The sequence below is a fragment of the Spongiibacter sp. C9W genome, assembly GCF_057370015.1.
Map to the genome: position 1 here is coordinate 1,973,075 of NZ_CM170672.1, position 25,391 is coordinate 1,998,465.

General features: G+C 57.0%; 27 protein-coding genes. 15 read left to right on the plus strand and 12 right to left on the minus strand.

Annotation, left to right across the window (positions count from 1 at the left end):
• Entirely contained in the window at nt 1-1,212 is a 1,212-nt protein-coding gene (locus AC2Q8J_RS09425) for a multidrug effflux MFS transporter (protein ID WP_286695154.1), read from the minus strand.
• A gap of 90 nt (nt 1,213-1,302) precedes the next feature.
• Here AC2Q8J_RS09425 and AC2Q8J_RS09430 point away from each other — a divergent pair, with 90 nt between their 5' ends.
• Entirely contained in the window at nt 1,303-1,791 is a 489-nt protein-coding gene (locus tag AC2Q8J_RS09430) for a MarR family winged helix-turn-helix transcriptional regulator (protein WP_424143991.1), read from the plus strand.
• A 16-nt stretch (nt 1,792-1,807) separates the two neighbouring features.
• Here AC2Q8J_RS09430 and AC2Q8J_RS09435 read toward each other — a convergent pair whose 3' ends face one another.
• From AC2Q8J_RS09435 to AC2Q8J_RS09445, 3 genes are all read right to left on the minus strand, one after another.
• Nucleotides 1,808-3,445: a ShlB/FhaC/HecB family protein gene (locus AC2Q8J_RS09435; RefSeq protein WP_486451139.1), complete on the minus strand. Its 1,638-nt coding sequence runs from the start codon at nt 3,443-3,445 to the stop codon at nt 1,808-1,810.
• 38 nt (nt 3,446-3,483) lie between these two features.
• Nucleotides 3,484-4,323, minus strand: a complete 840-nt coding sequence (locus tag AC2Q8J_RS09440; RefSeq protein ID WP_486451140.1) for an OmpA family protein — start codon at nt 4,321-4,323, stop codon at nt 3,484-3,486.
• A 174-nt stretch (nt 4,324-4,497) separates the two neighbouring features.
• Nucleotides 4,498-5,244 (minus strand): DUF4126 family protein, encoded by a 747-nt coding sequence (locus tag AC2Q8J_RS09445; RefSeq protein WP_204994746.1) that lies wholly within the window; start codon nt 5,242-5,244, stop codon nt 4,498-4,500.
• A gap of 225 nt (nt 5,245-5,469) precedes the next feature.
• Between AC2Q8J_RS09445 and AC2Q8J_RS09450 the strand changes: the two genes are divergently transcribed.
• Complete coding sequence (locus AC2Q8J_RS09450; protein ID WP_288362640.1) at nt 5,470-6,252, plus strand: DUF2889 domain-containing protein; 783 nt, start codon at nt 5,470-5,472, stop codon at nt 6,250-6,252.
• A gap of 197 nt (nt 6,253-6,449) precedes the next feature.
• Here the strand turns inward: AC2Q8J_RS09450 and AC2Q8J_RS09455 are convergent, their stop codons facing one another.
• Nucleotides 6,450-7,148, minus strand: coding sequence for an SIMPL domain-containing protein (locus AC2Q8J_RS09455; protein WP_486451141.1), 699 nt, complete (start codon nt 7,146-7,148; stop codon nt 6,450-6,452).
• A 118-nt stretch (nt 7,149-7,266) separates the two neighbouring features.
• On the opposite strand from AC2Q8J_RS09455, the gene AC2Q8J_RS09460 reads away from it, so the two are divergent.
• The 4 genes from AC2Q8J_RS09460 to AC2Q8J_RS09475 all read left to right on the plus strand — a co-directional run bounded on the left by AC2Q8J_RS09460 (nt 7,267) and on the right by AC2Q8J_RS09475 (nt 11,387).
• The gene (locus tag AC2Q8J_RS09460; RefSeq protein WP_286839752.1) at nt 7,267-8,715 is read left to right on the plus strand and encodes a coniferyl aldehyde dehydrogenase; all 1,449 of its coding nucleotides are present in this window, start codon (nt 7,267-7,269) and stop codon (nt 8,713-8,715) included.
• A 146-nt stretch (nt 8,716-8,861) separates the two neighbouring features.
• Entirely contained in the window at nt 8,862-9,308 is a 447-nt protein-coding gene (locus tag AC2Q8J_RS09465) for an ATP-dependent zinc protease family protein (protein WP_372877832.1), read from the plus strand.
• Between the two features lie 37 nt (nt 9,309-9,345).
• A complete protein-coding gene (gene rimK, locus AC2Q8J_RS09470; RefSeq protein WP_372877834.1) occupies nt 9,346-10,251 on the plus strand; it encodes a 30S ribosomal protein S6--L-glutamate ligase in 906 nt (301 codons plus the stop codon).
• A 32-nt stretch (nt 10,252-10,283) separates the two neighbouring features.
• Nucleotides 10,284-11,387, plus strand: a complete 1,104-nt coding sequence (locus tag AC2Q8J_RS09475) for a succinylglutamate desuccinylase/aspartoacylase family protein (protein ID WP_372877836.1) — start codon at nt 10,284-10,286, stop codon at nt 11,385-11,387.
• Here AC2Q8J_RS09475 and AC2Q8J_RS09480 read toward each other — a convergent pair.
• Complete coding sequence (locus AC2Q8J_RS09480) at nt 11,384-12,592, minus strand: alpha/beta hydrolase family protein (RefSeq protein ID WP_486451142.1); 1,209 nt, start codon at nt 12,590-12,592, stop codon at nt 11,384-11,386. The two genes, AC2Q8J_RS09475 and AC2Q8J_RS09480, sit on opposite strands and share 4 nt — an antisense overlap.
• 146 nt (nt 12,593-12,738) lie before the next feature.
• Between AC2Q8J_RS09480 and xerC the strand changes: the two genes are divergently transcribed.
• Both xerC and AC2Q8J_RS09490 read left to right on the plus strand, forming a co-directional pair.
• The gene (gene xerC, locus AC2Q8J_RS09485; protein ID WP_204994754.1) at nt 12,739-13,632 is read left to right on the plus strand and encodes a tyrosine recombinase XerC; all 894 of its coding nucleotides are present in this window, start codon (nt 12,739-12,741) and stop codon (nt 13,630-13,632) included.
• Nucleotides 13,633-13,634: 2 nt separating this feature from the next.
• Nucleotides 13,635-14,342, plus strand: a complete 708-nt coding sequence (locus AC2Q8J_RS09490) for an HAD family hydrolase (protein WP_486451143.1) — start codon at nt 13,635-13,637, stop codon at nt 14,340-14,342.
• Here the strand turns inward: AC2Q8J_RS09490 and AC2Q8J_RS09495 are convergent.
• The 5 genes from AC2Q8J_RS09495 to AC2Q8J_RS09515 all read right to left on the minus strand — a co-directional run bounded on the left by AC2Q8J_RS09495 (nt 14,339) and on the right by AC2Q8J_RS09515 (nt 17,640).
• Entirely contained in the window at nt 14,339-14,536 is a 198-nt protein-coding gene (locus AC2Q8J_RS09495) for a hypothetical protein (protein ID WP_486451144.1), read from the minus strand. The genes AC2Q8J_RS09490 and AC2Q8J_RS09495 overlap by 4 nt on opposite strands.
• Nucleotides 14,537-14,736: 200 nt before the next feature.
• Nucleotides 14,737-15,075 (minus strand): P-II family nitrogen regulator, encoded by a 339-nt coding sequence (glnK, locus tag AC2Q8J_RS09500; protein WP_027873226.1) that lies wholly within the window; start codon nt 15,073-15,075, stop codon nt 14,737-14,739.
• A gap of 145 nt (nt 15,076-15,220) precedes the next feature.
• On the minus strand, nt 15,221-16,480 hold the full coding sequence (locus AC2Q8J_RS09505; RefSeq protein WP_204994756.1) for an ammonium transporter: 1,260 nt from the start codon (nt 16,478-16,480) through the stop codon (nt 15,221-15,223).
• Nucleotides 16,481-16,550: 70 nt separating this feature from the next.
• On the minus strand, nt 16,551-16,889 hold the full coding sequence (gene glnK / locus AC2Q8J_RS09510) for a P-II family nitrogen regulator (protein ID WP_027873228.1): 339 nt from the start codon (nt 16,887-16,889) through the stop codon (nt 16,551-16,553).
• Nucleotides 16,890-16,950: 61 nt separating this feature from the next.
• Entirely contained in the window at nt 16,951-17,640 is a 690-nt protein-coding gene (locus tag AC2Q8J_RS09515) for a TorF family putative porin (RefSeq protein WP_486451145.1), read from the minus strand.
• A gap of 339 nt (nt 17,641-17,979) precedes the next feature.
• On the opposite strand from AC2Q8J_RS09515, the gene AC2Q8J_RS09520 reads away from it, so the two are divergent.
• The 3 genes from AC2Q8J_RS09520 to AC2Q8J_RS09530 all read left to right on the plus strand — a co-directional run bounded on the left by AC2Q8J_RS09520 (nt 17,980) and on the right by AC2Q8J_RS09530 (nt 21,106).
• A complete protein-coding gene (locus tag AC2Q8J_RS09520) occupies nt 17,980-18,237 on the plus strand; it encodes an accessory factor UbiK family protein (RefSeq protein WP_027873229.1) in 258 nt (85 codons plus the stop codon).
• A gap of 60 nt (nt 18,238-18,297) precedes the next feature.
• Nucleotides 18,298-19,776: a YifB family Mg chelatase-like AAA ATPase gene (locus tag AC2Q8J_RS09525; protein WP_486451146.1), complete on the plus strand. Its 1,479-nt coding sequence runs from the start codon at nt 18,298-18,300 to the stop codon at nt 19,774-19,776.
• Between the two features lie 91 nt (nt 19,777-19,867).
• Nucleotides 19,868-21,106, plus strand: a complete 1,239-nt coding sequence (locus AC2Q8J_RS09530) for a GGDEF domain-containing response regulator (RefSeq protein ID WP_486451147.1) — start codon at nt 19,868-19,870, stop codon at nt 21,104-21,106.
• 3 nt (nt 21,107-21,109) lie between these two features.
• On the opposite strand, the gene AC2Q8J_RS09535 is transcribed toward AC2Q8J_RS09530, so the two are convergent.
• On the minus strand, nt 21,110-22,102 hold the full coding sequence (locus AC2Q8J_RS09535) for an AraC family transcriptional regulator (RefSeq protein ID WP_486451148.1): 993 nt from the start codon (nt 22,100-22,102) through the stop codon (nt 21,110-21,112).
• A gap of 109 nt (nt 22,103-22,211) precedes the next feature.
• Between AC2Q8J_RS09535 and AC2Q8J_RS09540 the strand changes: the two genes are divergently transcribed.
• From AC2Q8J_RS09540 to AC2Q8J_RS09555, 4 genes are read left to right on the plus strand one after another with little or no spacing between them, the layout of a single operon-like run.
• Nucleotides 22,212-22,730, plus strand: a complete 519-nt coding sequence (locus AC2Q8J_RS09540) for a 2,4'-dihydroxyacetophenone dioxygenase family protein (protein WP_204994760.1) — start codon at nt 22,212-22,214, stop codon at nt 22,728-22,730.
• Complete coding sequence (locus AC2Q8J_RS09545) at nt 22,727-23,713, plus strand: NAD-dependent epimerase/dehydratase family protein (protein WP_486451149.1); 987 nt, start codon at nt 22,727-22,729, stop codon at nt 23,711-23,713. The genes AC2Q8J_RS09540 and AC2Q8J_RS09545 overlap by 4 nt, the downstream gene beginning before the upstream one ends.
• A gap of 15 nt (nt 23,714-23,728) precedes the next feature.
• Nucleotides 23,729-24,547, plus strand: coding sequence for an SDR family NAD(P)-dependent oxidoreductase (locus AC2Q8J_RS09550; protein ID WP_486451150.1), 819 nt, complete (start codon nt 23,729-23,731; stop codon nt 24,545-24,547).
• Nucleotides 24,544-25,371, plus strand: a complete 828-nt coding sequence (locus AC2Q8J_RS09555; protein WP_486451151.1) for an alpha/beta fold hydrolase — start codon at nt 24,544-24,546, stop codon at nt 25,369-25,371. The genes AC2Q8J_RS09550 and AC2Q8J_RS09555 overlap by 4 nt, the downstream gene beginning before the upstream one ends.
• Nucleotides 25,372-25,391: the final 20 nt, after the last annotated feature.

Sequence of the window (25,391 nt, forward strand, 5' to 3'; positions counted from 1 at the left end):
CTAGTGAGCCTCTGCATAACTATCCGCTTCCACCTGGCGAGCGTAGAGAGAGGGGCGCGGCAAGACTATTAGCGCCAGCACAGAGCAAAGCGCCATGGTTATTGTCATCGGCCACAGCTGGTCACTGACAAAACGCGTGGACAGAGCGCTGACAAGCGCGCCAATTAAATACTGGCCACTGCCCAGCAACGCCGAAGCAATGCCGCTGTGCTTGGGGAAAAAGTGCAAACAGCAGGCCTGGGTATTGCCCATAACCCCACCCAGAGCACCCACACTCACCACAATTAGCCCGACCACTAACCACAAGGGCGGGTTAAACGGTGTGACAAGCAGCAAACCGAGGCACGCCAGCCCCTGCAGCATCACCGCACCATAGAGTATTTTGGCCGCAGGCAAGGTATTGAGCAGATAGTTATTCACCCGGTTGGCGATCGCCAGGGTAACAATATTGGCCGCAAACAGAATCGAAAACACCGCCTCGCTCTGCCCGTAGTGCTCCATATACACCACAGCGGAATTGACCAGGAAGGTCATCATCACCGCGAAAGTCAGGCCTTGTACCAACACGTAGCGCATGGCCACGCGGTGGCGCAACACATGACGATAGCGCTGCAACAAACTCTGCGCGGGCCCCGGCAATGCTGAGGCGTCGGTAACGTGGAGGAAGCGCCACGTTGCCAGCAGCACCACGGAGGCGTAAGCCGCCAGGGCAACGAAAACGGCTCGCCAGCCGCTCATCGTATAAAGCAAGGTGCCCAGTGCCGGCGCGATGGCAGGCGCGAAAATCGTAATCAACGCGATCAGTGCGAACAGTTTGGCAGTCGCCTGCCCCTCCGTGTTATCGCGAATAATCGCCGGCACCACAACCGAAGCAAAGCCACCGCCGACAGCCTGCAATACCCGGGCAAACCAAAAGACCTCCAGGCTCTCAGCGAAGGCCAGAATTAAGCTGGCGACAAAAAAGATCGCCAAACCACCAAATAACACCGGCCGGCGGCCCCAGTAGTCACTGAGGGGCCCACCGCAAAACTGTCCAAAGCTCAGGCCCAAAATATACAGACTTACGGTGATCGCCAGCTGCTGCACCGGCACAGAAAAGTCCCGGGCGATAGCCGGAATTGTCGGCAAATACAGGTCGATAGCCAGAGGTGACAAGGCAAAAATCGACGCTAGCAGAAAGGTGATGGGCAGCGACACCGCTCGCGAGTTCATAACGGCTCCAGTTAGGCAAGCGAGCAGAGTAACTGGCAACTATCTTTCTAGCAAGATAAAATTCTGTTCCCACACGACGGAAACAACGCGATGGACGACCGACGCATAGGCATTGCCGAGCTGCGTGAACAGCAACGCGAGAACTGGCCCCAAGCCTACAGAGATTGCCAACCTTCGATATTGAGACTGCTGCGAAGCGCCGATGACTATTTGCGTGCCGGCAGCGAGCAGCTAGCCAGCCACAACCTATTGCCAGCAGAGTTTGATGTGCTCGCGGCACTGCGCCGCCAACCGTCGCCGCACTGCGTTAGCCCGACAGCGCTGTGCAAGGCCTTGTTGATGAGCAGCGGCGGTTTAACCAAGCTGCTGAAACGGCTGGAAACGGCGGGCTTGATTGAGCGCCCTGCCAATCCCGATGATGGCCGCAGCCAATTAGTGAAACTCAGTCCTTCGGGAATACGCCGTGCTGAACAGGCGATGACAACACTGTGTGAGCTGCAAAAACAGTGGCTCGCACCACTGACTGATGATCAGCGCCAACAGCTTAGCCAATTACTGGATCAGCTGTTGGCGCGCTAAGAGTGCGCTTAGCCGCCTACCACTGCCAGCGCAAGCTCCAATAGAAATCGACTTCCTTGCTATCCAGGCGCGCCTCGTCGTCGACGTCATCGGCCAGGGGCACTGCCGCCACCCAGTGACTACTCAAACCATAGGGCATCTCCAAGCTCACCCCAAGGCCTGCATCGGCCAGGTTTTGCCACTCGCCGAGTTCATCGTCGGTGTCAGTAAACCTGGCGGCACCATACTCAACAAACAGCGCAGGCGTTAACGTAAGATCGCGCCATGCGTACTCTCGCTGAATCGCCATACTGGCGTGCACACCGTCATCGCCAACGAGCGTGCCCGGCAACCAGGCTGACAAGCTGCTGCCGCCACCCAGCACCCACTGGCGCTGCTGAGGCAGTTGCGTATTGTCGGACCATTGCCCCTGCGCCGACAGCCGCAACTCCGTGCTGCCATTCAGTGACAACGTCATCGCCACCGCGGGCTTGGCAATTAGATACTCGGCGCTGCGTCGACCAATCGCAACCTTTGCTGTTGGCTCTTGGCCAAGACTGCCATCGTCATCGCTCAGCCCCAGCTCCGTGGCAAACTCCATTCGCGCGAATACCGGGCGACCCAACCACTGCTCGCGCAGGGTATAGCGCGCACCGAGCTCCAGCGACACGAAGCGCTCCTCCAAAAGCGCATCACCACCGGCTTGGGGCTCAATGCGTGAGTCCACATAGGAGAGGCGCTCAAAGACATTGAAACGGCGCAGGGGGTTACTAAACAGCAGTTGCTCACCACGCAGACTTGCCTGCTGAATCTCCGCATCCAGCGGCAGTGTCAGCACCTGCTGTTGTATAGGACAGCTGATCAATGGCGGTAGGCAAAACCCACCCCCGCTGCTCGTTACGACAACTTCGGGGGCGCGCTCATAACGAATATAGGATAGATCAATGCCGTAGAGCCCGTAGCGTAACGGCTGGTCGACGCTGACCTCGACTTGCTGGTAATCATCGCCATCACCGGTCTCACCCCAGTCGCGAATAACCGTTTGCGCATTGGCCTTCAGTTCGGTGCCAGTGGCAAAACGATGGGCAAGGCCTACACGGGCAAAATATCGCCCCAAAAACCGGCTACCGCGGTTATTGAGCTCCACATCAACATCCGTGGCATTGCTATCGGCAGCCTCGCGCTCTACGAAGTCCAGAATCACCTCGTTGTCGGCATGGGCCTCGTAGCTAATGTTGTACTCCAGGCCTGCTCGCTCGGCGTATATCGACGCGGGCACCCGAGCGCGGTCAAATTCGTGCAGTTGCAGGTTGTCATCACCGACCAGGCCGGAGAAAAAGTGGGTGAGCAAGGGCGCACCTCGAAGGCCCTTCACACGATTTTGGGAGACCATTACCGTCACGGTGTCGCCAAGCCGGAAATAACTCAGCCCCATTAACAGGTGCCCCATATTGTAGTAGCGGCGACTCAATGCAGTGATCGCGGCAGAGGGGCTATCTGCGCCGTCCAGGATCGCCTGCAGCTGCGCCTCTGAAAGGTAAGGCGCTTCCTGAACACGCAGCAACACACCGTTAATCTCCCGCTGCACGTAGCTACCCTGGTATTGTTTCGCAAACTCGACTTGTTGTTGCGTCGCCAACTGCGGCGGCATCACGGGTGGCAAATCAATTGCCATGTTCTTTCTCCTTAGACTGGAATTATCGGCGTCACTAACTATTCAGCTTGCAAGCGAAGCTCAACACGGCGGTTGCGCGCCGGCTCGGCGGAACTTACTGGCTGCGCTTCGCCATACCCTCTTGCTCGCAAACGCTCGCCGCTAACCCCTTTGCTTATTAAGTAGTCGCGAACGGCTCCCGCACGGCGCTCAGACAGGCGAAGATTATAGGCCTCGCTGCCCGAACTATCGGTATGACCGGCAATTTCAATGCGCCCCGAAGGCGCTTCACGCAGGACATCCACCACCAAATTCAACACGGCTTTCGCGGACGGGCTCAACTGCCAGCGGCCACTGGCAAAATGCACCTCATCCAGACGCAACGGGCTTGCCGATTCCAAATGACAGCCATTAGCCATTACCCGGCGTGACGGCGGTGTGCTTCGGCATTGGTCGTCGCGGTCACAAACGCCATCACCATCGCCGTCGCGGCAATCGAGAGGGCCGGTCTGGGCATAGGCAACTTCATAGCGGGGGTCACGGTACTCCACCTCACCCAGCGCTGGCTGATCACCACCCTCGGCAAGGGGCCCTGCCACCAGCGCCTGGCTCGCCGGCGCATCCATCGCCGCCAGCTGTGAGCGCTCGCGCTCAGACATTCCCAACCCAACGGGGGCTAGCGGTGCCATAGAAACTGAGTCTCCCGACAAGGAGGCGTCGAGCGCCAACACGGTTTCGTCCAGAGCCAGCCCTGTTGTATCGCTCACTGCCGTTAGCACCGGCAGTAAGCCTAATGCTCGGCTCAAGTCGGCCAGTAAACCAGCGTGAACAGGTACGCTGCTGCCCAACAAAACCAGGCCGAGAGCCAGCAAACGTTGGCGACAAAAAGGGCTGAACATGGGGCACTCTCTGTTGTTTTCAATAACGCGAATAGGAACGACGGTGCGTGACCCCAACCCAATCGGGCTGAGGACAGCGACATTATGCGGCAACAATGAGCAAAAGGCAGCTTCGGTCTGGGGTTTGGAGGCATTTCCGCCGGGCTTTGAGGCTCCCAAACCTGTGCGCAGGGCTTAGCTTCGCAATAGTTTTTGCTTGGCCTGCGCGAACTCATCATCGGTAAGGCTGCCGGAGCGATGCATGCCCTCTAACTCTTTGAGCGAATCTGCCAGCGCCTCACCCTCGTCTGGCGCAATTTCCTGCTCGGCGGCCTCGCTCAAGCCCAGCCATTGCCCCAATTTGCGGAATATGCGCGCGATGCCACGCCACAATTTCGGCAGCAGCCAAATCAGCAATAACAAGAACAGCACAAATAGGATCAGGAACACGAGCGGGTGATTCAAGGCCATCCACAGGCCACCAAGCACGGCGACATCCTCGCCGATCGAGGCCGCCCAATTGCTTACCGGCTCTGGCGAGGTATTGATCAGCATACGGCTGCTGGCTTTCGCAGCGTGGGTTACCGACGTCACCGAGCCGCCGACAATGCCCGCAGCGAGTTGCAGCGCCGGGCTCACATCACCCAATGAATTAGCAGCCAGTAGCGCCCCGGCGGGAATACGGATAAACGTATGCAGCGCGTCCCAGCCGGTATCAACACCGGGAATTTTATCGGCGAAGAATTCCACCCCGTACATCAGACCCGCAGCCATAATCACTGCCGGGTCTTGCACGACCTGTAAATTTTCAGGCAATACGATGCCGCCACTGGCACCGCCCAAGCCCAATACCAAAATTGCCGCATAGAGATTCAAGCCACTGGCCCATGCCACCCCCATGGTCAGTGATATCAGGCTAATTAGCTGTTGATACTCATCCACTTGTCGTTCCTCGGCCAGGCCAACAGATTTGCTGCAACCCCCCCCAACTGGCATCGGCGCGGGGAGAATCAGCCGTTATTCTGCGCAGTCACCAACATACTGAGAATAGGCGCGAAAAGCCACGCCGTCAGCGAGTGACCTCATGCGTCACCCAAATCGACCGGAACGGTCAATCACTGCACGCGCAGAGCGGGTAGTATCAAGGGTTGAGCTTGGAGAAATACCATGTCGACCTACAACAGTTATCCAGAGAATCCCAACTACGGAAGCGGCTGCTTTCGCCGCCGAATACAGCTGCGCGCCTCTGAGTTTCAGGTGATTGCCGAATTGGAAGACCACAACCACGGTTTTCGCTTAACCCTGGACCACGACGGCAGCACGGTAACCGCCATCAATGCGGAGACACTGCGCATTCCTTTTTCGACCTGCCCAGGCGCCGTCACGCCGCTGCAGGGCTTGGTGGGTTTGCCCGTCACGCAAGACAGCCAGGTACTGCTTGCCCACAGTAATCCAACCGCCAATTGCACCCACCTCTACGACCTCTGTCTGCTCGCCATTGCTCAGGCAGCACGCGGTGAAGGTGAGCGGGTTTACGATATGCGCATCGATGATGAAACCGGTGAGCAAGGCGGTATCGCCGAAGTCCGCGTCAACGACGAGCTGATGCACCGCTGGCGCTGCCGTGATTGGACAATTCTCGAGCCCGCCGAATTCGCAGGGAATGTCTTGTTCAAAGGCTTTACGGCCTGGGCCGGTCGCGCATTTCAGGGAGAGGAGCAACGCGCCGCCTTCGCCTTACAGAAGGCCTACTTTGTTTCCAGTGCGCGACGATACGACCTGGACGCAATGGCCGGCGAGGCGGCTAATGATTCGCGAGAGGTTATGTATGGCGCCTGCTATACCTATACCTCACCACAAATAGAACAGGCCTATCGTGTGGCCGGCACTGTGCGGGATTTCAGTCATGCCGAGCAGCACTTGTTAACGTTCAAGGACGTAACACCTTGAGTGAACCATACCCGCCTGCGGCCAGCCATTACAGCGATAGGCACAATTACGAATATTGTGACATGGGGGCAATGGCTATAGTGGAATCATGCTTAACAGCGACCGCTTCAACGCAAGCAGCCGCGAGCGAACGTCTCCATAGTAGCACCCCCGCTTGGCACCCATATGATGGGTGCTTTTTTTATGCCCGCCGCGCGCTAGTCGAGCAAAAACACCAGCGACAAGCGCGACGACACGGTTTCTTTACCCAGCAGCATCGGCGCATCGGCACTGGCTTTCGCCTCCATCATCATCACGCCGGGGTTGCCACGCGGCACCGCCGGCGCACTGCTCGCGTCAATGCGGTACACCTTGCCCAGCTTGCGACCCAGATTACTGGCCAACACCGTCGCCCGCTGGCGAGCGTCAGCCACCGCAGCAAGCAGGGCACGCTCGGCCAGCACGTCGCGGTCGGCGACAACAAATTGCACCTGGCCCAATTCAGTGATGCCCGCCGCCATCAAACCATCCACAAGATCCCCGTAGCGACTCAGGTCAGCCAGCGAAATATCGACATGGCGTTCGACCCGCTGCCCCCGCAACCTGCGCTTACCGTCCTCCCAGACATAGTCGGGGTGAACTCGGATCTGCGATGCACGAATAGCCGTATCAGCAATGTCTTGTGCACGCGCGGCCGCCAGTACCGCCGCCACGCGTCGGTCGACGTTGGCTTTTGCCGCAGAGGCCGTGCTCTGCGTGTCAGACACCTGAAGACGCAATTCGGCGCTATCGGGCAACGCTTCAACTTCACCGTAGCCCTGCACAACAATATGGGGATCATCGGGGAGCGCCGACGCCAACAGTGGCAAAGGCAGACACACCGACAGGCTCAGCAGTACATTTCGCAACAAATTCATGGGACTGGGCTTCCTTCTCTGAATCATTCCATAATCACACCGGCGGCAATGCCCCGGACAATAATATGACGCCGTTATAAACGTGCGTCACCACCACTCATCAAGCGGGAGAACAACAATGAACAGTCAGGTTGACAACAGCGCAGCAGAAAATATCCAGCGCATCCTAAACAAGCAACGCAATGCCTACATTGCCGGCGGCGCCGTCAGCGCCGAAACTCGCATCGACAGACTGACGCGCGCGATCGATTTGATCTTCGACAACCGCGACGAAATTGTCGCGACCTTAAGTGAAGACTTTGGCCACCGCAGCAGCCATCAGTCACTGATGTCTGACATCTATGCCACTATCGAATGCTTAAAGCACAGCAAAAAGCATCTCAAAAAGTGGATGAAGCACGAAAAACGCAAGGCCCCCTTCCCAATGAATCTGTTAGGTGGCAAGGCGCGTGTCGAATACCAGCCCGTGGGCGTTGTCGGCATTATCGGCACTTGGAATTTCCCCATTAACACGATCTTTTCACCGCTGGCGGGCGTGCTGGCCGCAGGCAACCGCGCGATGATTAAATGCTCGGAAGTCACACCCAAAACCGGCGAGCTGGTGGAAAAACTGGTTGCCAAATATTTTAAAGAAGATGAGCTGGTTGCCATCAACGGTGGCCCCGATGTGGGCGCCAGCTTCTCAGCGGCCCCCTTCGACCACATCATCTTCACAGGCGCGACCTCAATTGCTCGCCATATCATGCGCGCCGCCGCCGACAACCTTACGCCGGTCACGCTGGAGCTGGGCGGTAAGTCGCCGGTGATAATCAGCGACAGCTACGCGCTACAAGAAGCCGCCGAGCGTATTGTGAACGGCAAAATTCTGAACGTTGGCCAGGTCTGCCTATCGCCAGATTATGTGTTTGTGCCAGAAGCCAAGCTTGAAGACTTTATCAGCGCGGTAATGGACCACCTGGGCAGTCTGTTTCCCTCACTGCTGGACAACGCGGATTACACGTCCGTGGTCAATGGCCGCCACTTCCAGCGCTTACAGAGCTATCTGGCTGACGCGCGCGAACAAGGTGCTGACGTTCGCGAGTTCAACCCTGCGAATGAAAACTTCGACCAGCAGGAGGGCACTCACAAACTGCCGCTAACCGTCATTGTTAATCCCAGTGACGAGCTCAAGGTCATGCAAGAGGAGCTGTTCGGTCCCATTCTTTGCGTGAAGAGTTACCGCAAGCTCGACGACTGTCTGGACTATATTAATGCCCGCCCCCGGCCCCTGGCGTTGTACTACTTTGGCAAAGACGACGCCGAGCAGCGCCGGATTCTCGACCACAGCATTAGCGGCGCAGTGACCATTAACGACGTTATCTTCCATGTTAGTTGTGAAGACCTGCCCTTTGGCGGCATTGGCCCTAGCGGCATGGGCAACTACCATGGCGTCGATGGTTTCCGCACATTTAGCCACGCTAAAGCGGTCTACAAACAGAGTAATCTCAACTTTCAAAAGCTGGGTGGTATGCTGCCACCCTACGGTGACAAGGCCGACAAAACACTGAACGCCATGATCCGTAAGTAGCGCCCTGCGCGGCCGCCTGAAACGGCGGCCGCATTTACTGAAAATAGTCCTTCTCCTTCCCCCCAGAGTTCGCGCATAATCCGCGCATTATGCTAGGGTCAACGCTATAACCCTTTATACCGTCAATACAGCGTGAGGCTTATCGCTTGACAGCACCTCTAACAACACAAATCGTTCTTGGTTGGCGAGAGTGGGTTGGCCTGCCCGATCTGGGCATCAGCCACCTGAAGGCAAAAGTCGATACCGGCGCCCGCAGTTCGTCCCTCCACGCCTTCGACATTCAAACCTTCGACCGCGATGGTAAGCCCTGGGTGAAATTTAAAGTACACCCACATCAACACGACGACTCTGAAACGGTATCCTGCGAAGCAGAGATCAAAGACTATCGCCAGGTGACCGATTCCGGCGGTCACCGCAGCATGCGTTACGTGATCGAAACGACCCTTGTACTTGGCGATCAGCAGTTGTCTATCGAAATGACCCTCGCCGACCGCTCTGACATGCTGTTTCGAATGCTCATTGGGCGCACGGCAATGAAAAACTATATTGTCGACCCCAGTCGCTCTTACTGTGCGAGCGAGCCCCAGCCTTAACCCACTGCGCACCGAAGGTGCACGGAGAGTACCGACTATGAAAATCGCCATACTGTCACGCAATAGCCGCCTTTACTCCACCCGGCGACTGGTCGAAGCGTGCAAGGAGAGGGGACACGAAGTGCGTGTGCTCGATACACTCAAATGCTATATGGAGCTAAGCTCTAACGAGCCTGCGGTGTGGTACAAAGGCGAAAAGCTGGAAGATTTCGACGCCATTATTCCGCGCATCGGCGCCTCTATCACGACCTATGGTTTGGCGGTTATCCGTCAGTTCGAAATGATGGGCACCTACAGCCTGACCGAGTCGGTGGCGCTGGGCCGCTCCCGAGACAAATTGCGCGCCCTGCAATTAATGTCTCGCAAAAATATCGGTATGCCCGTAACCAGCTTCGCCCACGACGTGCACAACACCAAGGAACTCATTAAATTGGTGGGCGGCGCACCGGTCGTGGTCAAACTGCTCGCGGGTACTCAAGGGCGGGGAGTGGTGTTAGCAGAAACCGCCAAGGCCGCGGAAAGTGTTATCGATGCGTTTCGCGAGCTCAAAGCCGATTTTCTCGTCCAAGAGTTCATCAAAGAGGCGGGCGGCTCGGATGTCCGCTGCCTGGTCATCGGTCGCAAAGTGGTGGCGGCCATGCAGCGCACCGCAGCGAGCGGCGAGTTCCGCTCTAACCTTCACCGCGGCGGCAGTGCCGAATTAACCAAGCTGACGCCGGCGGAGCGCGCCACAGCGGTCAAGGCCGCGCAAATTATGGGCCTGAATGTCGCCGGGGTAGATATATTGCGCTCCTCGCGTGGCCCTCTGGTTATGGAGGTCAACTCCTCCCCCGGACTGGAAGGGATTGAAACTGCCAGCCGCAAGAACGTCGCCGGCGAGATCGTCAAGTTTATCGAAGAAAATGCCGGCCCACACAAAACTAAAACACGTGGCCGAGGCTAAACTCCGCCCTTTTTGTTCCGGAGCCTTACTGAGTGTCTGAAAACCCCACAGCAAGCAGACGACGTAGCCGCCCTCAGGCAAAGCGCATTGTGATCGCCGGCACAGAGATTATTCCCGGCAGCCGCCAACAGCTGGCGCTGCCGGTCGCAAAGCTCTACACCCATACCGAGCTTTCCATCACCATCAAAACCGTGCGCAGCAAGCGCGAAGGGCCAACTCTCTTTGTCAGCGCCGCCATTCACGGCGATGAAATTAATGGCGTAGAGATTGTCCGGCGCCTGCTCCAGCATCGTTCCCTGCGCTCATTGCGCGGCACCTTGGTCACCATACCCGTGGTCAATGTACACGGTTTTCTGAACAACAGCCGCTACCTGCCCGACGGCCGAGACCTCAACCGGAGCTTTCCCGGCTCGCCCAAAAGCTCACTGGCGGGTCGTATTGCCCACAGTTTTTTCAATGAAGTGGTTGCCCATTGCGACTACGGGATTGACCTGCACACCGGCGCTCGCCACCGCGGAAACCTGCCGCAAATTCGCGCAGACCTTCAAGACGAGCGCACCCGCGCGATGGCCGAAGCCTTCGGCGCACCGGTAATGCTGCACGCGAAAACCCGCGACGGCTCACTGCGGGAGGTGGCGAATGACCAAAAGATACCGATTCTGCTGTATGAGGCTGGGGAAGCACTGCGCTTCGACGAGGTGGCCATTCGGGCCGGTGTGTCGGGGATTATCAACGTGATGCGACAGATTGGCATGTTGCCTGCGTCACGCAGCAAGCGCCCAAAGCGCACGCCGATGGTTACCGATCAGTCTTACTGGGTGCGCGCCAGGGTTAGCGGCGTACTGAGAGCTCTCGTTCCCCTGGGCGCATTCGTCAAGAAAGATGAGGTCATTGCCGTTATCTCTGATCCTATCGGCGATAGTAGCGGGGATGTCGAGATCGTCGCGAATGATGCCGGCATCGTTATCGGCCGCACCTATCTACCGCTGATCTACGAGGGCGACGCGCTCTTTCACATCGCCAAATATAAAGCGGATATCGACGAGGCGCTGCTGCACTACAACGAAATCATGGAAGCTTTTGAACCCGAGGCCTCCCCGCCCGCACCCGGCGAAGACCCGCCGATCGCCAGCTAGACCTGCGCACGTTGTTGTAGGGTCTGTCCCTGGCAGTGGCTGTCCATAAAGCTCAGCATTAGCTTCAGGTATTCTTGGCGCCCCAGATGGATAACATGATTGCCGGGGAACCAGTGCAAATGGCTATCGGGCCAATGGCCGTGCAGTAGCCGCACAAAACGCGGCGGTGTAAAGCGGTCACCCGCACCACCAATAATCATCACTTTTTCAGGGTCTAGCAGAGGCTGATAACTCAAGGGGCTGTGTATCGCCATTCCTCGACGCAAGTCCATGGCCGAAAAGCCAGAACGCCGCTCGATCAACTCCATAATCTCGTGGGTCGGCTGCCAGCTTCGAATGGTATCTACCGGCGCAACCAATGGGGAATTGGGTATGCAGAAAGCCAGACGCGGCTCAACCGCCGCCAACAAGGCACTCAAGTAGCCCCCCAAACTCAAACCGGAAATCCCGATATGCGGCGCACCGCGCCGTTCGAGGAAGTCGACCAATACTCGCAGGTCACAGATCGATTGCAGCATGCCCTCGGTCATCTGAGCAAAGCCATCACTAAACAAACCCTGACCACTAAACAATGACAAACGCCCTGCACGCTGCCCATGAAAGGGGATAGTAAACAGAGCAATGTCATAGCCGCGCTCGTAAAACCACGGCAACGAGAAGAAGCGGCTATTGAACTCGTAGTCGCTGGCTACCACGCCGTGTACAAAAATCAGCGTCGGTCGCGGCCCCTCCGGGTGACTCCAGTACTGCGCCTGCGCGCGGCGATTGCGCTGATGGCTGAGGTAGCGGTCCACCATATCCGGGTTCAGTGGTTCAAAGGGGCTGTCGAAGCTGAGCTGAAGGGTGGGTACTTTCTTTCGCCATCCGGCCCAACGCGGTGTTTGCACGGCCTTTACATCCACCTGTGGGGGCGTCTTAAAAACCTTCGTGACATCGCGCTGTGCGGCCAGTCCGGCGTAAAAGTCCATGAACCGGCGCTCATCTGCCAAGGCGCTGGGGTTTAACAGTAGTTTGGGCAACAACGACGCACTAATCGCCGACCCCAACGCAGTGCGCAGCACACGGTCTACCGCAGCGGTTCCGTATACTTGCAAGGGGGACTCACCGTCGAGCTCGGTACCGTCGGACTGACTGTAAAAATCTTCCGGGAGGCTCAACCACCACGGCGGCATCTCAGTCACTGTGGGCAGCGCGTTATCCGTCATTGTTGTCCTTATTATTTATCAGCGTCTCACCTCGTTTTATCATATTCTCCATTAAATGAAAGCCCGCATGTGTCGAGATAAGCTCCTAGCCTTGCCCACTGGCGCGCGACAACCTAAGCTGAGACCTTCGAACACAGGCCAACCGTATGCTTGAGCAGGAAATCCGGCAATTCCTTGACTATCAGCGCGATGTCCGACGGCTTTCCCCCCATACAGTGGAGGCCTACCAGCGCGACCTGAGCAAGCTCGCCAATTATTGCCAAGAGCGCAAACTGACGCACAGCGACGCGCTCGACGCCGCCCATATCCGCCAGTTAATTGCCCAGCAACGAAGCAGTGGCGCCTCTCCGGCGAGCATCCAGCGGCAACTGTCATCACTGCGCAGTTTTTACCAGCATCGCCAGCGCGATTTCGGTGCGAAGAAAAACCCCGCCAGTGGAATCGCCGCGCCGCGACGGGGACGCCCCCTGCCTAAAACACTCAATGCAGAAGCGATAGCGCAATTGCTTGCCTTTCCGGGAAGTGAGCCGATTGATCTACGTGACCGCGCCATAATGGAGTTGTTTTATTCATCGGGCCTGCGTCTCGCTGAGCTTGCCGACTTAGACGTCGACGATATTGATCTGCGCGAAGGATTAGTTGCGGTCACCGGCAAAGGACGCAAGAGCCGCACACTCCCTGTGGGCCGGCTGGCGTGCCAGGCAGTTAAGCGCTGGCTGCGCTGTCGCCCCCAGCCGCAAGACACCGCGCTCTTCACCAGCATGCGCGGCGGGCGCCTCGGCCACCGCGCAATTCAGGGTCGCATCAAACTTCGTGCCCGGCAACAAGGTATCCCTGAAAACCTTCACCCACATATGCTGCGGCACTCCTTTGCCAGCCACCTATTGGAATCCAGCAGCGACTTGCGCGGCGTACAAGAATTACTGGGTCACGCAAACTTATCCACGACCCAGGTATATACGCACTTGGATTTTCAGCACCTCGCCAAGGTTTATGATCAGGCTCACCCCAGAGCGGGACGCAAAACCAGAAAGGACTAGCCATGGCACGCATTCGCGCAATTAGCTTTGATCTCGACGACACACTCTGGCCAAGCCGCCCGGTGCTGGAGTCCGCAGAGCGCGTATTTCAGCAAAAAGCACTAGAGCTTGCACCAAAGCTGGCGGAACATTACCCCGCCGAAGCGCTGCGCGAGCATCGCCTGGCGTTATTGAAGCAGCAACCCGCACTGCGTCACCAGATCAGTGAATGGCGTCGACTCAGTTTGGAACTTGCCCTGCGCGATTGCGGCTATGGCGAGCAGAGTCCCGAGATCGCTGCCGAAGTCTTTACTCACTTCATTGCTGCTCGCCAAAATGTTCAACTCTTTCAGCATGTAGAAGAGGTGTTACGCACGCTTAGCGAGCGATTCCTTTTGGTCAGCTTAACCAATGGCAACGCGGACCTGCGCATGCACCCCTGCAGTCGACATTTTCACGCCTGCATAAAAGCGGAGGACATCGGCATTAGCAAACCCGACCCTGCTGCCTTTCACGCCGCGCTTGCTGCCGCCGGCTGCGCTAAGGGTGAGTTGCTTCATATTGGCGACCACCCACGGGATGATATTGACGGCGCGCAGGGGGCGGGCTTAACAAGCATTCAAGCACTTATGCCCGGGATTGGCCGCGAAAAGCACACGGGGGCTCACGGCCACTTTACAGATTGGCGCGAGCTACCCACGCTTATCGAGCAGGTTGAAAATAGGCGTTAAACGCCGTCTAGATCAGCATCCGCGTGCCCGCTCCGCATATGCGGCTCAAGCTCAGTAATGTGACCACCGTGCGCCAGGAATTCAGCGACGTCCCTAGCGAGTTGCTCCCGCATTCGGTCATGACTCGTCAGCGGCTCATTCACGCCTAAGACAAGGTGTTTTTTTGTATCACCGCCTCGAACTTTTGATCCCATCAGCTTACCCTCCGCGTTGGAGAACAATCAGTCGTCACCGCTTTATACTGCGACCCCAGCCGGGCTGACAAGCGCCTTATTAGGCTTTTTCGTTATGTCACTCAGGCAATATCTACGCAAACAATAATAATGCGTTGATTGGCGAACATTCAGGCAAAAAAAATGGCGCCGAAGCGCCATTCACTAAAAAGCTCAGCCGGTTAAATCGCTTCTTCGCCGGTTTCGCCGGTGCGAATACGAATCACCTGCTCCAGCGCGGTAACAAAGATTTTACCGTCGCCAATTTTGCCGGTATTGGCCGCTTTAGTAACGGTATCGATGACCTTCTCCAGCAGGTCATCTGCCACCGCGATTTCCAGCTTCACTTTCGGCAGAAAATCAACAACATATTCCGCGCCGCGGTATAGCTCAGTGTGCCCTTTCTGGCGCCCAAAGCCTTTTACCTCGGTAACCGTAACCCCTTGAACACCAATTTCAGACAAGGCCGCACGCACGTCATCCAGCTTAAACGGCTTAATTACTGCACTTACCAGTTTCATCTCGAAACTATCTCCCAAATGTCGACTTTGCGCTAACTTAGCCTAGGCCCAGTACCCTTGGCAAGCATAGCGCCATTGCTGCAGCCTATCCCTACAACGGCAAAAGGGCGCCGCAAGGGCGCCCTGATCAAAAGGAGGCGTTGACTTAGCTCTTCACAAACTCGGGGTATGCTTCCATACCGCAGTCTGCCAAGTCCATGCCTTCGTATTCTTCCTCTTCGGTAACACGGATACCCATGACCATTTTCAGTACCAGCCACACTACCAGGCTTGCACCAAATACCCAGCCAAAGATGGTTGCAGCGCCGATCAGCTGACCGCTGAAGCTCGCACCGTCGTTGGTAACTGGCACCAGCAGCAGACCCAGAAGACCCACAACACCGTGAACAGAGATGGCACCAACGGGGTCGTCGATTTTCAGCTTATCCAGAGCCAGGATGCTGAATACCACCAGTACACCACCCGCAGCACCGAACAAGGTCGCTTGCAAGGCAGTAGGTGTAGAAGGTTCTGCAGTAATCGCTACCAGACCAGCAAGCGCACCGTTCAGCAGCATAGTCAGGTCAGCTTTGCCGAATAAGATGCGGGCTACCGCCAGGGCTGCTACGGCACCACCGGCTGCTGCCGCGTTGGTGTTCAAAAAGACCATGGCAACAGAGTGTGCGTTAGCAGCATCGCCGAGTTTCAGTACTGAGCCACCGTTGAAGCCGAACCAACCCATCCACAGGATGAAGGTACCCAAGGTCGCCAGTGGCAGGTTTGCACCAGGGATCGCGTTAACCTGACCGTTTGCACCGTATTTGCCCTTACGAGCACCAAGCAGCAACACGCCAGCCAGCGCCGCAGCGGCACCTGCCATGTGTACAATGCCCGAGCCAGCAAAGTCAGAGAAGCCAAGGTCGCCGAGGTTATACAAACCGAATACGTCGTTGCCACCCCAGGTCCAAGACCCTTCCAGCGGATAGATCACACCCGTCATCACAACCGCGAAGGCCAGGAATGCCCAAAGCTTCATGCGCTCAGCCACTGCACCGGATACGATCGACATTGCGGTTGCAACGAAGACTACCTGGAAGAAGAAGTCGGAAGCGCCAGAGTATACTGAACCGCCGTCAAAGCCGGCTTCTGCCGAGTCTGCCAACACGCCTTCAAGGTCGAAGTCGCCAATGCCACTTAACAAGATGTCACCGCCGTACATGATCGCGTAACCGCACACCAAGTACATGATGCAGCTGATCGCAAACAACGCGACGTTTTTAGTCAGGATTTCTGTGGTGTTTTTGCTGCGAACCAAGCCCGCTTCTAGCATGGCAAAGCCTGCAGCCATCCACATTACAAGTGCGCCACAGACAAGAAAGTAAAACGTGTCCATTGCGTACTGAAGTTCAAAAATTTGATTTTCCACTGGGATTCCTCCGGAAAAATTTGGGGGCCTACTGCTTTACCACCACCGCGTGGCGGGTAGCCCGCTACTCTTAGATCGCGTCTTCGCCAGCTTCGCCGGTACGAATACGGATCACCTGCTCAAGGGCAGAGACAAAGATTTTGCCGTCACCAATCTTGCCGGTATTGGCAGACTTGCTGATAGCTTCGAGCGTAGCCTCGACATCGCCATCGGCGACCGCTACCTCAATTTTCACTTTCGGCAGAAAGTCCACAACGTATTCCGCGCCGCGGTATAGTTCTGTATGACCTTTCTGTCGCCCGAAACCCTTCACCTCGGTCACGGTGATGCCTTGCACACCGATATCTGACAGGGACTCGCGAACGTCGTCGAGTTTGAAAGGCTTAATAATCGCTGTAATTAATTTCATGTTGTTCTCCTGCTAATAGCCTTGAGGGCAGGCGGGCACTGGAGTACCCGCCGCGATCTAATTACAGGCTTTTTGAGATAGAGAAGACGAAACGGTCGTCTGCAGCGCCGTCAGCCGCCACGTCGTTGTCAACGTCAGTGCCGTAGTAGGCCAAAGTCAGCGTTACATCAGCAACGTCGTAGTTGGCACCGATCATGTAATCGATGTAGCTATCGTCGTCATCGACCAGGCCGTCTTCGTCTGTGGTGGTTTGACCCACGTGGAAGTCAAGACTCACGTTCTCCGCCACACTCATGCTGTAGTCGAGGTTAATTACCGTTGCGTCACCGTTGCCATCACCAAAGTAATCAGGTGAATACACCAGGCCGAAGCTGAAGTCTGACACCGATACCGACGCAATATATTCTTGGTAATTCAGTGCCGCCTCATCACCGGGGTACATAAAGTGAACAACACCCAGGTCCAGGCCAACACCTTCAGCAACGTCGAAGGCATAACCGCCGTAGAAATCCATCTCGGTAGTTACTTCGCTGCCGAAATCGACGTTAGACGCCCAAGTACCAACGTAAAAGCCGTTGCCAAAGTCGACGTCAAAGCCGCCTTGGATGGCGCCTTTCTCACTAGTTTGTGAGTAGCCACGGAACACATAGTCCGTTGCCATTGTCACGTTACCGCTAATTTCCGCAGCTGAAGCCGCGAAAGGGGCTGCTGTTACAACTGCTACACCAAGCATTTTTTTCCAAGTGTTCATGTTCTAGTCTCCGATAGTCTTCTCTCGTTGAACGTATGCGGTTAAGGGAAGGCCCTGAACATCACATGCCTAGCTATATGCATGGGGCGTGCCAGGTTTTAAAGCGCCCAAAATCAGGGCTTTCCCGCCACAAAACACCCCTTCACGCCCCTTTCCGCACTATTTCAGATCACAAAACAACAACACACCTGAACCAAGCACCATATCGGTGCAATTTCACATTGCTCTCGTTTGCCGCCCCTAAACAGCGCAAACACCACCGGGAACAAAAACTGTGCACGCTCTGCGACGCCGTGCAAAAGTGCGATAAACTGTCGCCAACAACGAGAGAGTATCGCCATGGCAAAACCCGACTTTATTTCCCAACTTGCTGAACAGGCCGGGCGCCTGATCAGCCAAGGCCCTGATATTCAGCAAGACATCGAAGCCAAACTGCAGGCACTACTACAAAGCGCCTTCAGCAAGATGAATGTGGTATCGAGAGACGAATTCGATGCGCAAACCGCGGTGCTCAATCGCACCCGCGCTCGCCTGGAAGCCGCCGAGCGGCAGCTGGCCGAGATTACTGCCAGTTTGGAAAGTGCCGAGAATAAATAAACCGTCTTGCGCGCAGCAGGACGGCTGTTCGCAATTGCAAAAATACTCAGGGATTGAGTTATGCCACTGGCCACTGTACACAGCCGTGCGCGCCTCGGGGTAGATGCCCCGCTCGTCACCATTGAGGTGCACCTTTCCGCCGGGCTTCCGGCCTTTAATATTGTCGGGCTGCCGGAAGCAACCGTACGCGAAGCCAAAGACCGCGTGCGCTCGGCGCTGATCAACTCTCACTTTACCTTTCCCGTCAGCCGCATCACCGTCAACTTAGCGCCAGCAGACCTGCCCAAAGAGGGCGGCCGCTTTGACCTGCCTATCGCCATTGGCATCCTCGTTGCCAGCGGCCAATTACAACAACGCGAGACCGAGTCCTATGAGTTCATCGGTGAGCTGGGGCTAAGCGGCGAGCTGAGAACGGTCAATGCCGCCCTGCCCACCGCCCTGGCAACCGCAGACGCATCCAGGCAATTGGTCTTGCCCGCCGGCAGCGCCTCACTGGCAGAGCTGCTCCCCCCGGATACATTGCAGGAGGCCACAGACCTGCTTGGCGTGGTGGCTTTTCTAAAGGGCCAGCAGAGTTTGGGGCCGCCGACAGACGCCGCCGATACACGGCCCGCTGCGTATCCGGACATGCGCGATGTACGCGGTCAGTTGTTGGCAAAGCGTGGGCTGGAGATCGCTGCAGCGGGATTTCACAGCCTGCTATTTAGCGGCCCTCCCGGTACGGGCAAAACGCTGTTAGCAAGCCGGCTGCCCGGTATCCTCCCGCCCCCAACAGAGCAGGAGTGTCGCGAAATCGCCATTGTCCAGTCGATCGTTGGCCAACCACTGCAGCTTCAGCGCCCATTTCGCAACCCACATCACACCGCCTCGGCCGCTGCGCTTGTCGGCGGCGGTAGTAGCCCGCGCCCCGGCGAAATCAGCCTTGCTCATCGCGGCGTGCTTTTCCTCGATGAATTGCCAGAGTACCCACGCAAAGTGCTGGAAGTACTGCGCGAGCCCATAGAATCGGGCGAGGTGGTCATCTCCAGAGCGCGCCATCAACTCCGATTCCCGGCTCGATTCGCTTTGGTAGCGGCAATGAATCCTTGTCCCTGCGGCTTTGACGGCGACCCCCAAAAAGCCTGTCGTTGCACCCCCGACCAAATACTGCGCTACCGCAGCCGTGTATCGGGGCCGTTGTTGGACAGGATTGACTTGCGCTTGCGCCTGAATCGCATGGCCGCCGGTGAGCTACAAGACAGCCCCGAGGGCGAACCCAGCGACGCCATACGCGCCCGGGTGAGTGCAGCGCATCAGCGTCAGCTCAACCGCCAGGGCTGCAGCAACGCCCTACTTGATGCCGGGCAGCTCAGCCGGTTTTGCCGCTTGGATACCGAGGGTAAAGCCTTTATCCGGGACATCGAAGCGCGCATCAACCTCAGTGCACGCGGCCAGCACCGTCTGATAAAGACGGCGCGCACCATCGCTGACCTCGAAAGCAGCAACGATATTTGCCTGAAGCACTTGCGCGAGGCCGCGCTCTACCGCGGAGAGCTCTGATCCCAGGTAGGTGACTATACGAATCTATTTCACAGCCATCGGCACTTACAATCGAGCACTATATAAGAAGAACTTCTAGGATTTCGGAGTTATGCCGAATGTTTTGATCGTCGAGGACAACCGCTCGCTGGCCAGCATGGCCAGAGCAATTATCGAGGATATTCCCGGCTTTCAGGCCTGCGTCGCTGCCAGCGGCGCCGAAGCAAAACAGTTAATACGCGACACCAAAACGCCCTTTACCGCTGCCCTCGTCGACTTGAACCTACCTGACGCCCCCAATGGCGAAGTGGTACCAGTGGTGCAATCCTTTGACATCCCCGTGGTGGTGCTAACCGGCTTCTTCGGCGACGAGCTGCGCAACCGCATGATCGAGCTCGGTGTTGTCGACTATGTGCTAAAGAAGAACATTAGCGCTTACGACTATGCCAGCAGGCTGGTCGAGCGCATTCATCGCAATCGCAGCACGCAGGTATTGGTTGTCGATGACTCTCCATCGACCGCCGCCATGCTGAAGCGCCATTTGGAAATTCAATGCCTGAATGTGTTGGTTTGCCACAACGGCCAAGAGGCCCTCGACTGTATTCGCGAGCAACCCAATATCCGCCTGGTACTGACTGACTACAATATGCCGGTTATGGACGGCTTCGACTTTATTCAACAGGTGCGCGCCAAGTACGCAAAGGATCAACTGGCCATCATTGGCCTGTCCAGCTCTAGCGACGCGCGGCTGTCCGCACATTTTTTAAAAAGTGGCGCCAATGACTTTATTAGCAAACCCTTTGGCTACGAGGAGCTGCTCTGCCGGGTAAACCAAAACCTGGAATACATGGATCGCATCGACGAGATACGAGACGCGGCAAATCGCGACTACCTGACCAAACTCTACAACCGCCGCTATTTTTTCAGTGAGGCGCAATTGCGTCATCAGCAAGCGCAATTTCACGACCTTCCCCTGTCGGTTGCCATGCTGGATATCGACCATTTCAAACACATCAATGACAGCCTCGGCCACGACGCCGGCGACACGGCGCTAAAACATATCGCTGGGCTGCTGCAATCGGCCTTCCCCGACGACCTGATCGCCCGTTTCGGCGGCGAGGAGTTTTGCATACTCAGCGAGCAAAATGCCGAACACACCTTTGATCGACTCGACGACTTTCGCCGCAAGCTGGCGAGTAATCCCGTTAAAGAAAACGGCTACGATATTACGCTGTCCGTCAGCGGCGGCCTGAGTAATGGCCAAGATGACAGCCTGGATACACTGATAAAAATGGCTGACAGCAAGCTGTACCAAGCGAAAGAATCCGGTCGCAATCGCATTGTTGTGTAGGGCTTAAGCCAATTGCTTGCGCCACTGGCTTGGCGACGCCCCCGTCCACACTTTGAAGGCCCGACTAAATACCGCCAGCTCAGAATAACCCAAGCTCAAAGCCAGCGTTGTCAGGTCAATATCGCTGTGCGCTAAATGCTCGCAGGCCAGGTATTGGCGGCGCGCGGACAGCACCTCGGCAAAGCTGCTTCCCTCGCGCTGCAGGCGCTGCTGAAGACTCCTCGGGTGCAAACCCATCACCCTAGCCACCATGCTTAAGCTGCACTCTCCGGTTGGCAGCAACGCCGTTATCGTTTGATCCAGCTGCTGGCGCAGGCTTAACGAGGCCGGCTCAGATGCGCCCCGCCACTGCGCGCTTAAGCGTGAGCGCAGGCCGGGCTCTACATCGACCGCCGAGCCCATCAGCGACAATGGATAGCGCAGTGCATCGCAGCCCTCATCGGGCTCTACCCGGCAGCCAAACAGCGCCGAAAGCTCCGCCGCCGCAGGTGCCTGCGCTCGCAGAGCCAGGGAGTCCGGACGCACGGGGAAACTCTGCAATTGCTCCAAGCAACGCGCCAACAACGCCAAGCTCAAGCCTGCCAGCTGCCCGCAATCCACCACCGAGGCGAAAGCAAAGTCCATGCGTATCTCGATGAATCGCTCGCTGGATATTGCGCTAACCACCACACCCCTGGCATGAAAATCGAGGTTACGCTGCATCATTCGCAGGGCATCGGCTATGGTTGCCTGCAAACACATTGCCGAACCCAGCGCCCCCACTGCCTCTAACCCCTGGCGCATTCCCAACTGCACCCCAAAATCCTCGCGCCCACAGCGTTCGGCGGCAGCCGTCATTAACTGTGCTAAGACGGTGTAGGAAAGGTATAGATCCGGGTCTTGCACCACCGCCGGCGTCAAACCAAATTCCGCCATCAGCGCATTGGGATTCTGACCGCAATCCCGTACCCACTCAGAAAAGCCCAGTAGGGCGCCACTTCGAACAAAATGCTGCACGGCAGACTCGTGTTTTATCAAATAATGACTCGCAATATATCAAGCCTAACCATAAAAACGTAGATAAGCTCCAGTCTGCAATAACGCTAATAATTAGGAGGCGCTCACCATGCTCCCCAAACCCGCTATGGATCACAAAGCATTACTCACCCTAAACACCCACGAAATGCCCATGTACAAAGATGCCTTGCCAGGCGTTCCTGGTGTTGATGCGCAACCCCTGTTCCTCGATCCCCATCAGGGCATTTGGGTGCTACGCGCCGTCTTTCACCCCGGCGTCGTCTTGCCCAAGCACTACCATACCGGCACGGTGCATCTGTTCACCCTGTCGGGCAGCTGGAACTATGTGGAATACCCCGACCAACCCCAAACTGCAGGCAGCTACCTCTATGAACCCGGCGGCTCTATTCACCAATTTACGGTGCCCGCAGACGCCAGCGAGCCAGCCGTTGCCGTGATGGTGGTTTATGGCGCCAACGTCAATTTCGACGATGAAGGCAACTACCTCGGTATTATGGATGCGAGCGATATCATGCATATGTTTGACGAGCTAGTCGCCGAGCGCGGCATGGAACCCGCCCGCTATATTCGCCCCGCCGCTGCCGACTACACGTGCCCCACAGCATGACCACAGCGCCACTGCCAAAGCGGGTATTCATCACCGGCGCACAAGGCTTTATCGGCCAGCAGTTAATGAGGCGCTACCGGGACCTCGGCTGTGACGTGCGCGGCATGGACTTGCAGGGCAATCCAGAGCAAGGCATCGTCGCCGCCGACCTCTGCCAGCCCAAGCAGTGGGCCCACCGTGTGGAGGGTTGTGAGTTATTCATACACACCGCAGCGGTCGTGTCACTGTCGGCATCATGGGCAGACTATCGGCGCATTACCGTTGACGGCGTGCGCCACGCCTTGGCAAATGCGCAACGCGCTGGCTGTCGACGATTCGTGCACTTCTCTTCGATTCTTGCGATGGGCTATGACTACGTTGACGGCGCTGACGAGCAGGCTCCCGTCGTGATTGGCAAGCATTGCCGCTATGGCGTTGCCAAAGGTGCCAGCGAACATCTGGTACTCGCCGCCCACGCCAGCGGCAACATCGACTGCTGCATTATTCGCCCTGGCGACGTTTATGGTCCCGGGTCGCGAGCCTGGCTGCTCGAGCCCCTTAAAATGGCGCGATCCGGCAGGCTTTTGTTGCCCAATGGCGGTCGCGGCATCTTTACGCCCATCTATATCGACGATCTGATAGACAGCACGCTGCTCGCGGCGCACAGCGAGGCGGCCAGCGGGCAAATTTTCATCCTGTGGGGAGAGCAAGCCGTCAGCTGCGGGGAGTTTTTCAGTTACCACTGGCGCTGGGCAGGGCGCCGCGGTCGGCCACCCAGCCTGCCGCTGCAGGCCGCCATTCCCCTAGCAAAAGCAATACACACCCTTAATCGATGGCGCGGCGTGCGCAATGAGGCCTGCCCGGATACGATGCGCATGTTCAACCGAAAAGGGGCCTTTAATGGCCGTAAAGCCCGGGAATTATTAGGATTTGAGCCCAAAGTCTCCCTCGCTGAGGGAATGGAATATTCAGCGCAGTGGCTTCGTGAGATCGGCGAGCGCTAAAGGCGAAATAACACTATGAAAACACCCCCTCATTGTATTATCTCCGGAGGCGCCAGCGGTCTCGGCCTTGGACTGGCACTTCGTTTGCTCGAGCGCGGCTACCGCCTCAGTATTCTCGACCTCTCATTTGGCGAAAGCGCCAAGCAGCAGCTGTCACAAGCCGCCGCATCAAGCGCGCATTGGCAGGCCTACACCGTGGATATTCGCAATGCGCAGGCCTGTGCAGAAGCCGCCGCCAGAGCGGCAGACAACTATGGCACTATCGAGCTGGCAATCAACTGTGCCGGGGTCATACTCAACTGCCGGTTTGCAGAGATGACCGCCGAGGACTTTGCCCGCGTTGTTGAGGTCAACCTCTGCGGCAGCGTGCACTTTGCCAGAGCGGTCTTGCCCCACATGTCGGCGGGCAGTCGCTTAGCACTGGTTTCTTCAATGGCAGGGCTGGTCAGCAACTATGGCTACGCCGCCTATGGCGCGTCCAAGTTTGGGGTTGTCGGCTTAGCAACCACACTGCGCTATGAGTACGAGCCTCTTGGAATTGGCATCTCCTGTATTTGCCCACCCGAGGTCGAGACGCCCATGGTTGAGAGTGAGCGCCAGCATGGCGACCCGATCTCTCTGGAGCTTAAAAAATTCGCCGGCTCACTGGATACCAACACCGCACTTAACGGCATAATGCGCGGACTGGATACGGGTCGCTGGATGATCATTCCCGGTGTGCGCAGTCGTTTTACGGCGTCCCTTGCCAGATACTTTCCGTGGCTTTTTAACCGAGTTATGCAGTCCATGATCCGCCGCCTGCTGCACAAAGGCCACCATAGGAGTTCACCGTGACACCCGAACGCCATACTTTCAGCCACCGAGGACTTCGCCTGTCCTATTTGGACTCCGCTCCTAATGATCACCTACGCCCGGCTGTACTGCTGCTGCATGGTTTCCCTGACCACGCGGAAATGTGGCAGCTGCAAATACAGGCTCTGCACCAAGCGGGCTTTCGCTGCATTGCCCCGGACACCGTAGGCTGTGGCCATTCCGAGATTGCCCCCAAACAAAGTGATTATCATGCCGACAACATTATCGGCGATCATCTGGCACTGCTTAAGCACCTAAAAATCAACCAGAGCCATGTGGTCGGCCACGACTGGGGAGCCGTTATCGCTTGGATATTGGCGGCGAAGCATCCTAGCAGTGTCCAGCGCCTGGCGGTTATGTCGGTCGGCCACCCCACCGTTTATGCTCGCGCGGGTTGGGGCCAAAAACGCGCGGGCTGGTATACCTTGTTTTTCCAGCTGCGCGGCCTGGCGGACAGGCTACTCGTCGGCAACGGGCGCTTCTCCCTCCGTCAGATCTTTGGGTCCCACCCAAATATGGACGAGGTGATGTCGCGTTTACGCCAAGCCGGTAGAATGCGGGCCGCAGTGCGCATTTATCGCGCCAATTTTGCAGAAATACTACTGCGCAAGCAGCCGCCTGTTAGCGCGCCGACGCTCGGTTTGTGGAGTGCACAAGATGCTTTCTTAACCGAGGATCAAATGCGCGACTCTGCGGCGTGGGTCAACGGGCCGTGGCGCTACCAAAAGCTCGACGGTGGACACTGGATGAGCCTCAGCCAGACAGAGACCGTAAACGCGTTATTACTCGAGCACTTTTGCAATTGACGCCCCGCCCTCAGTAAAGA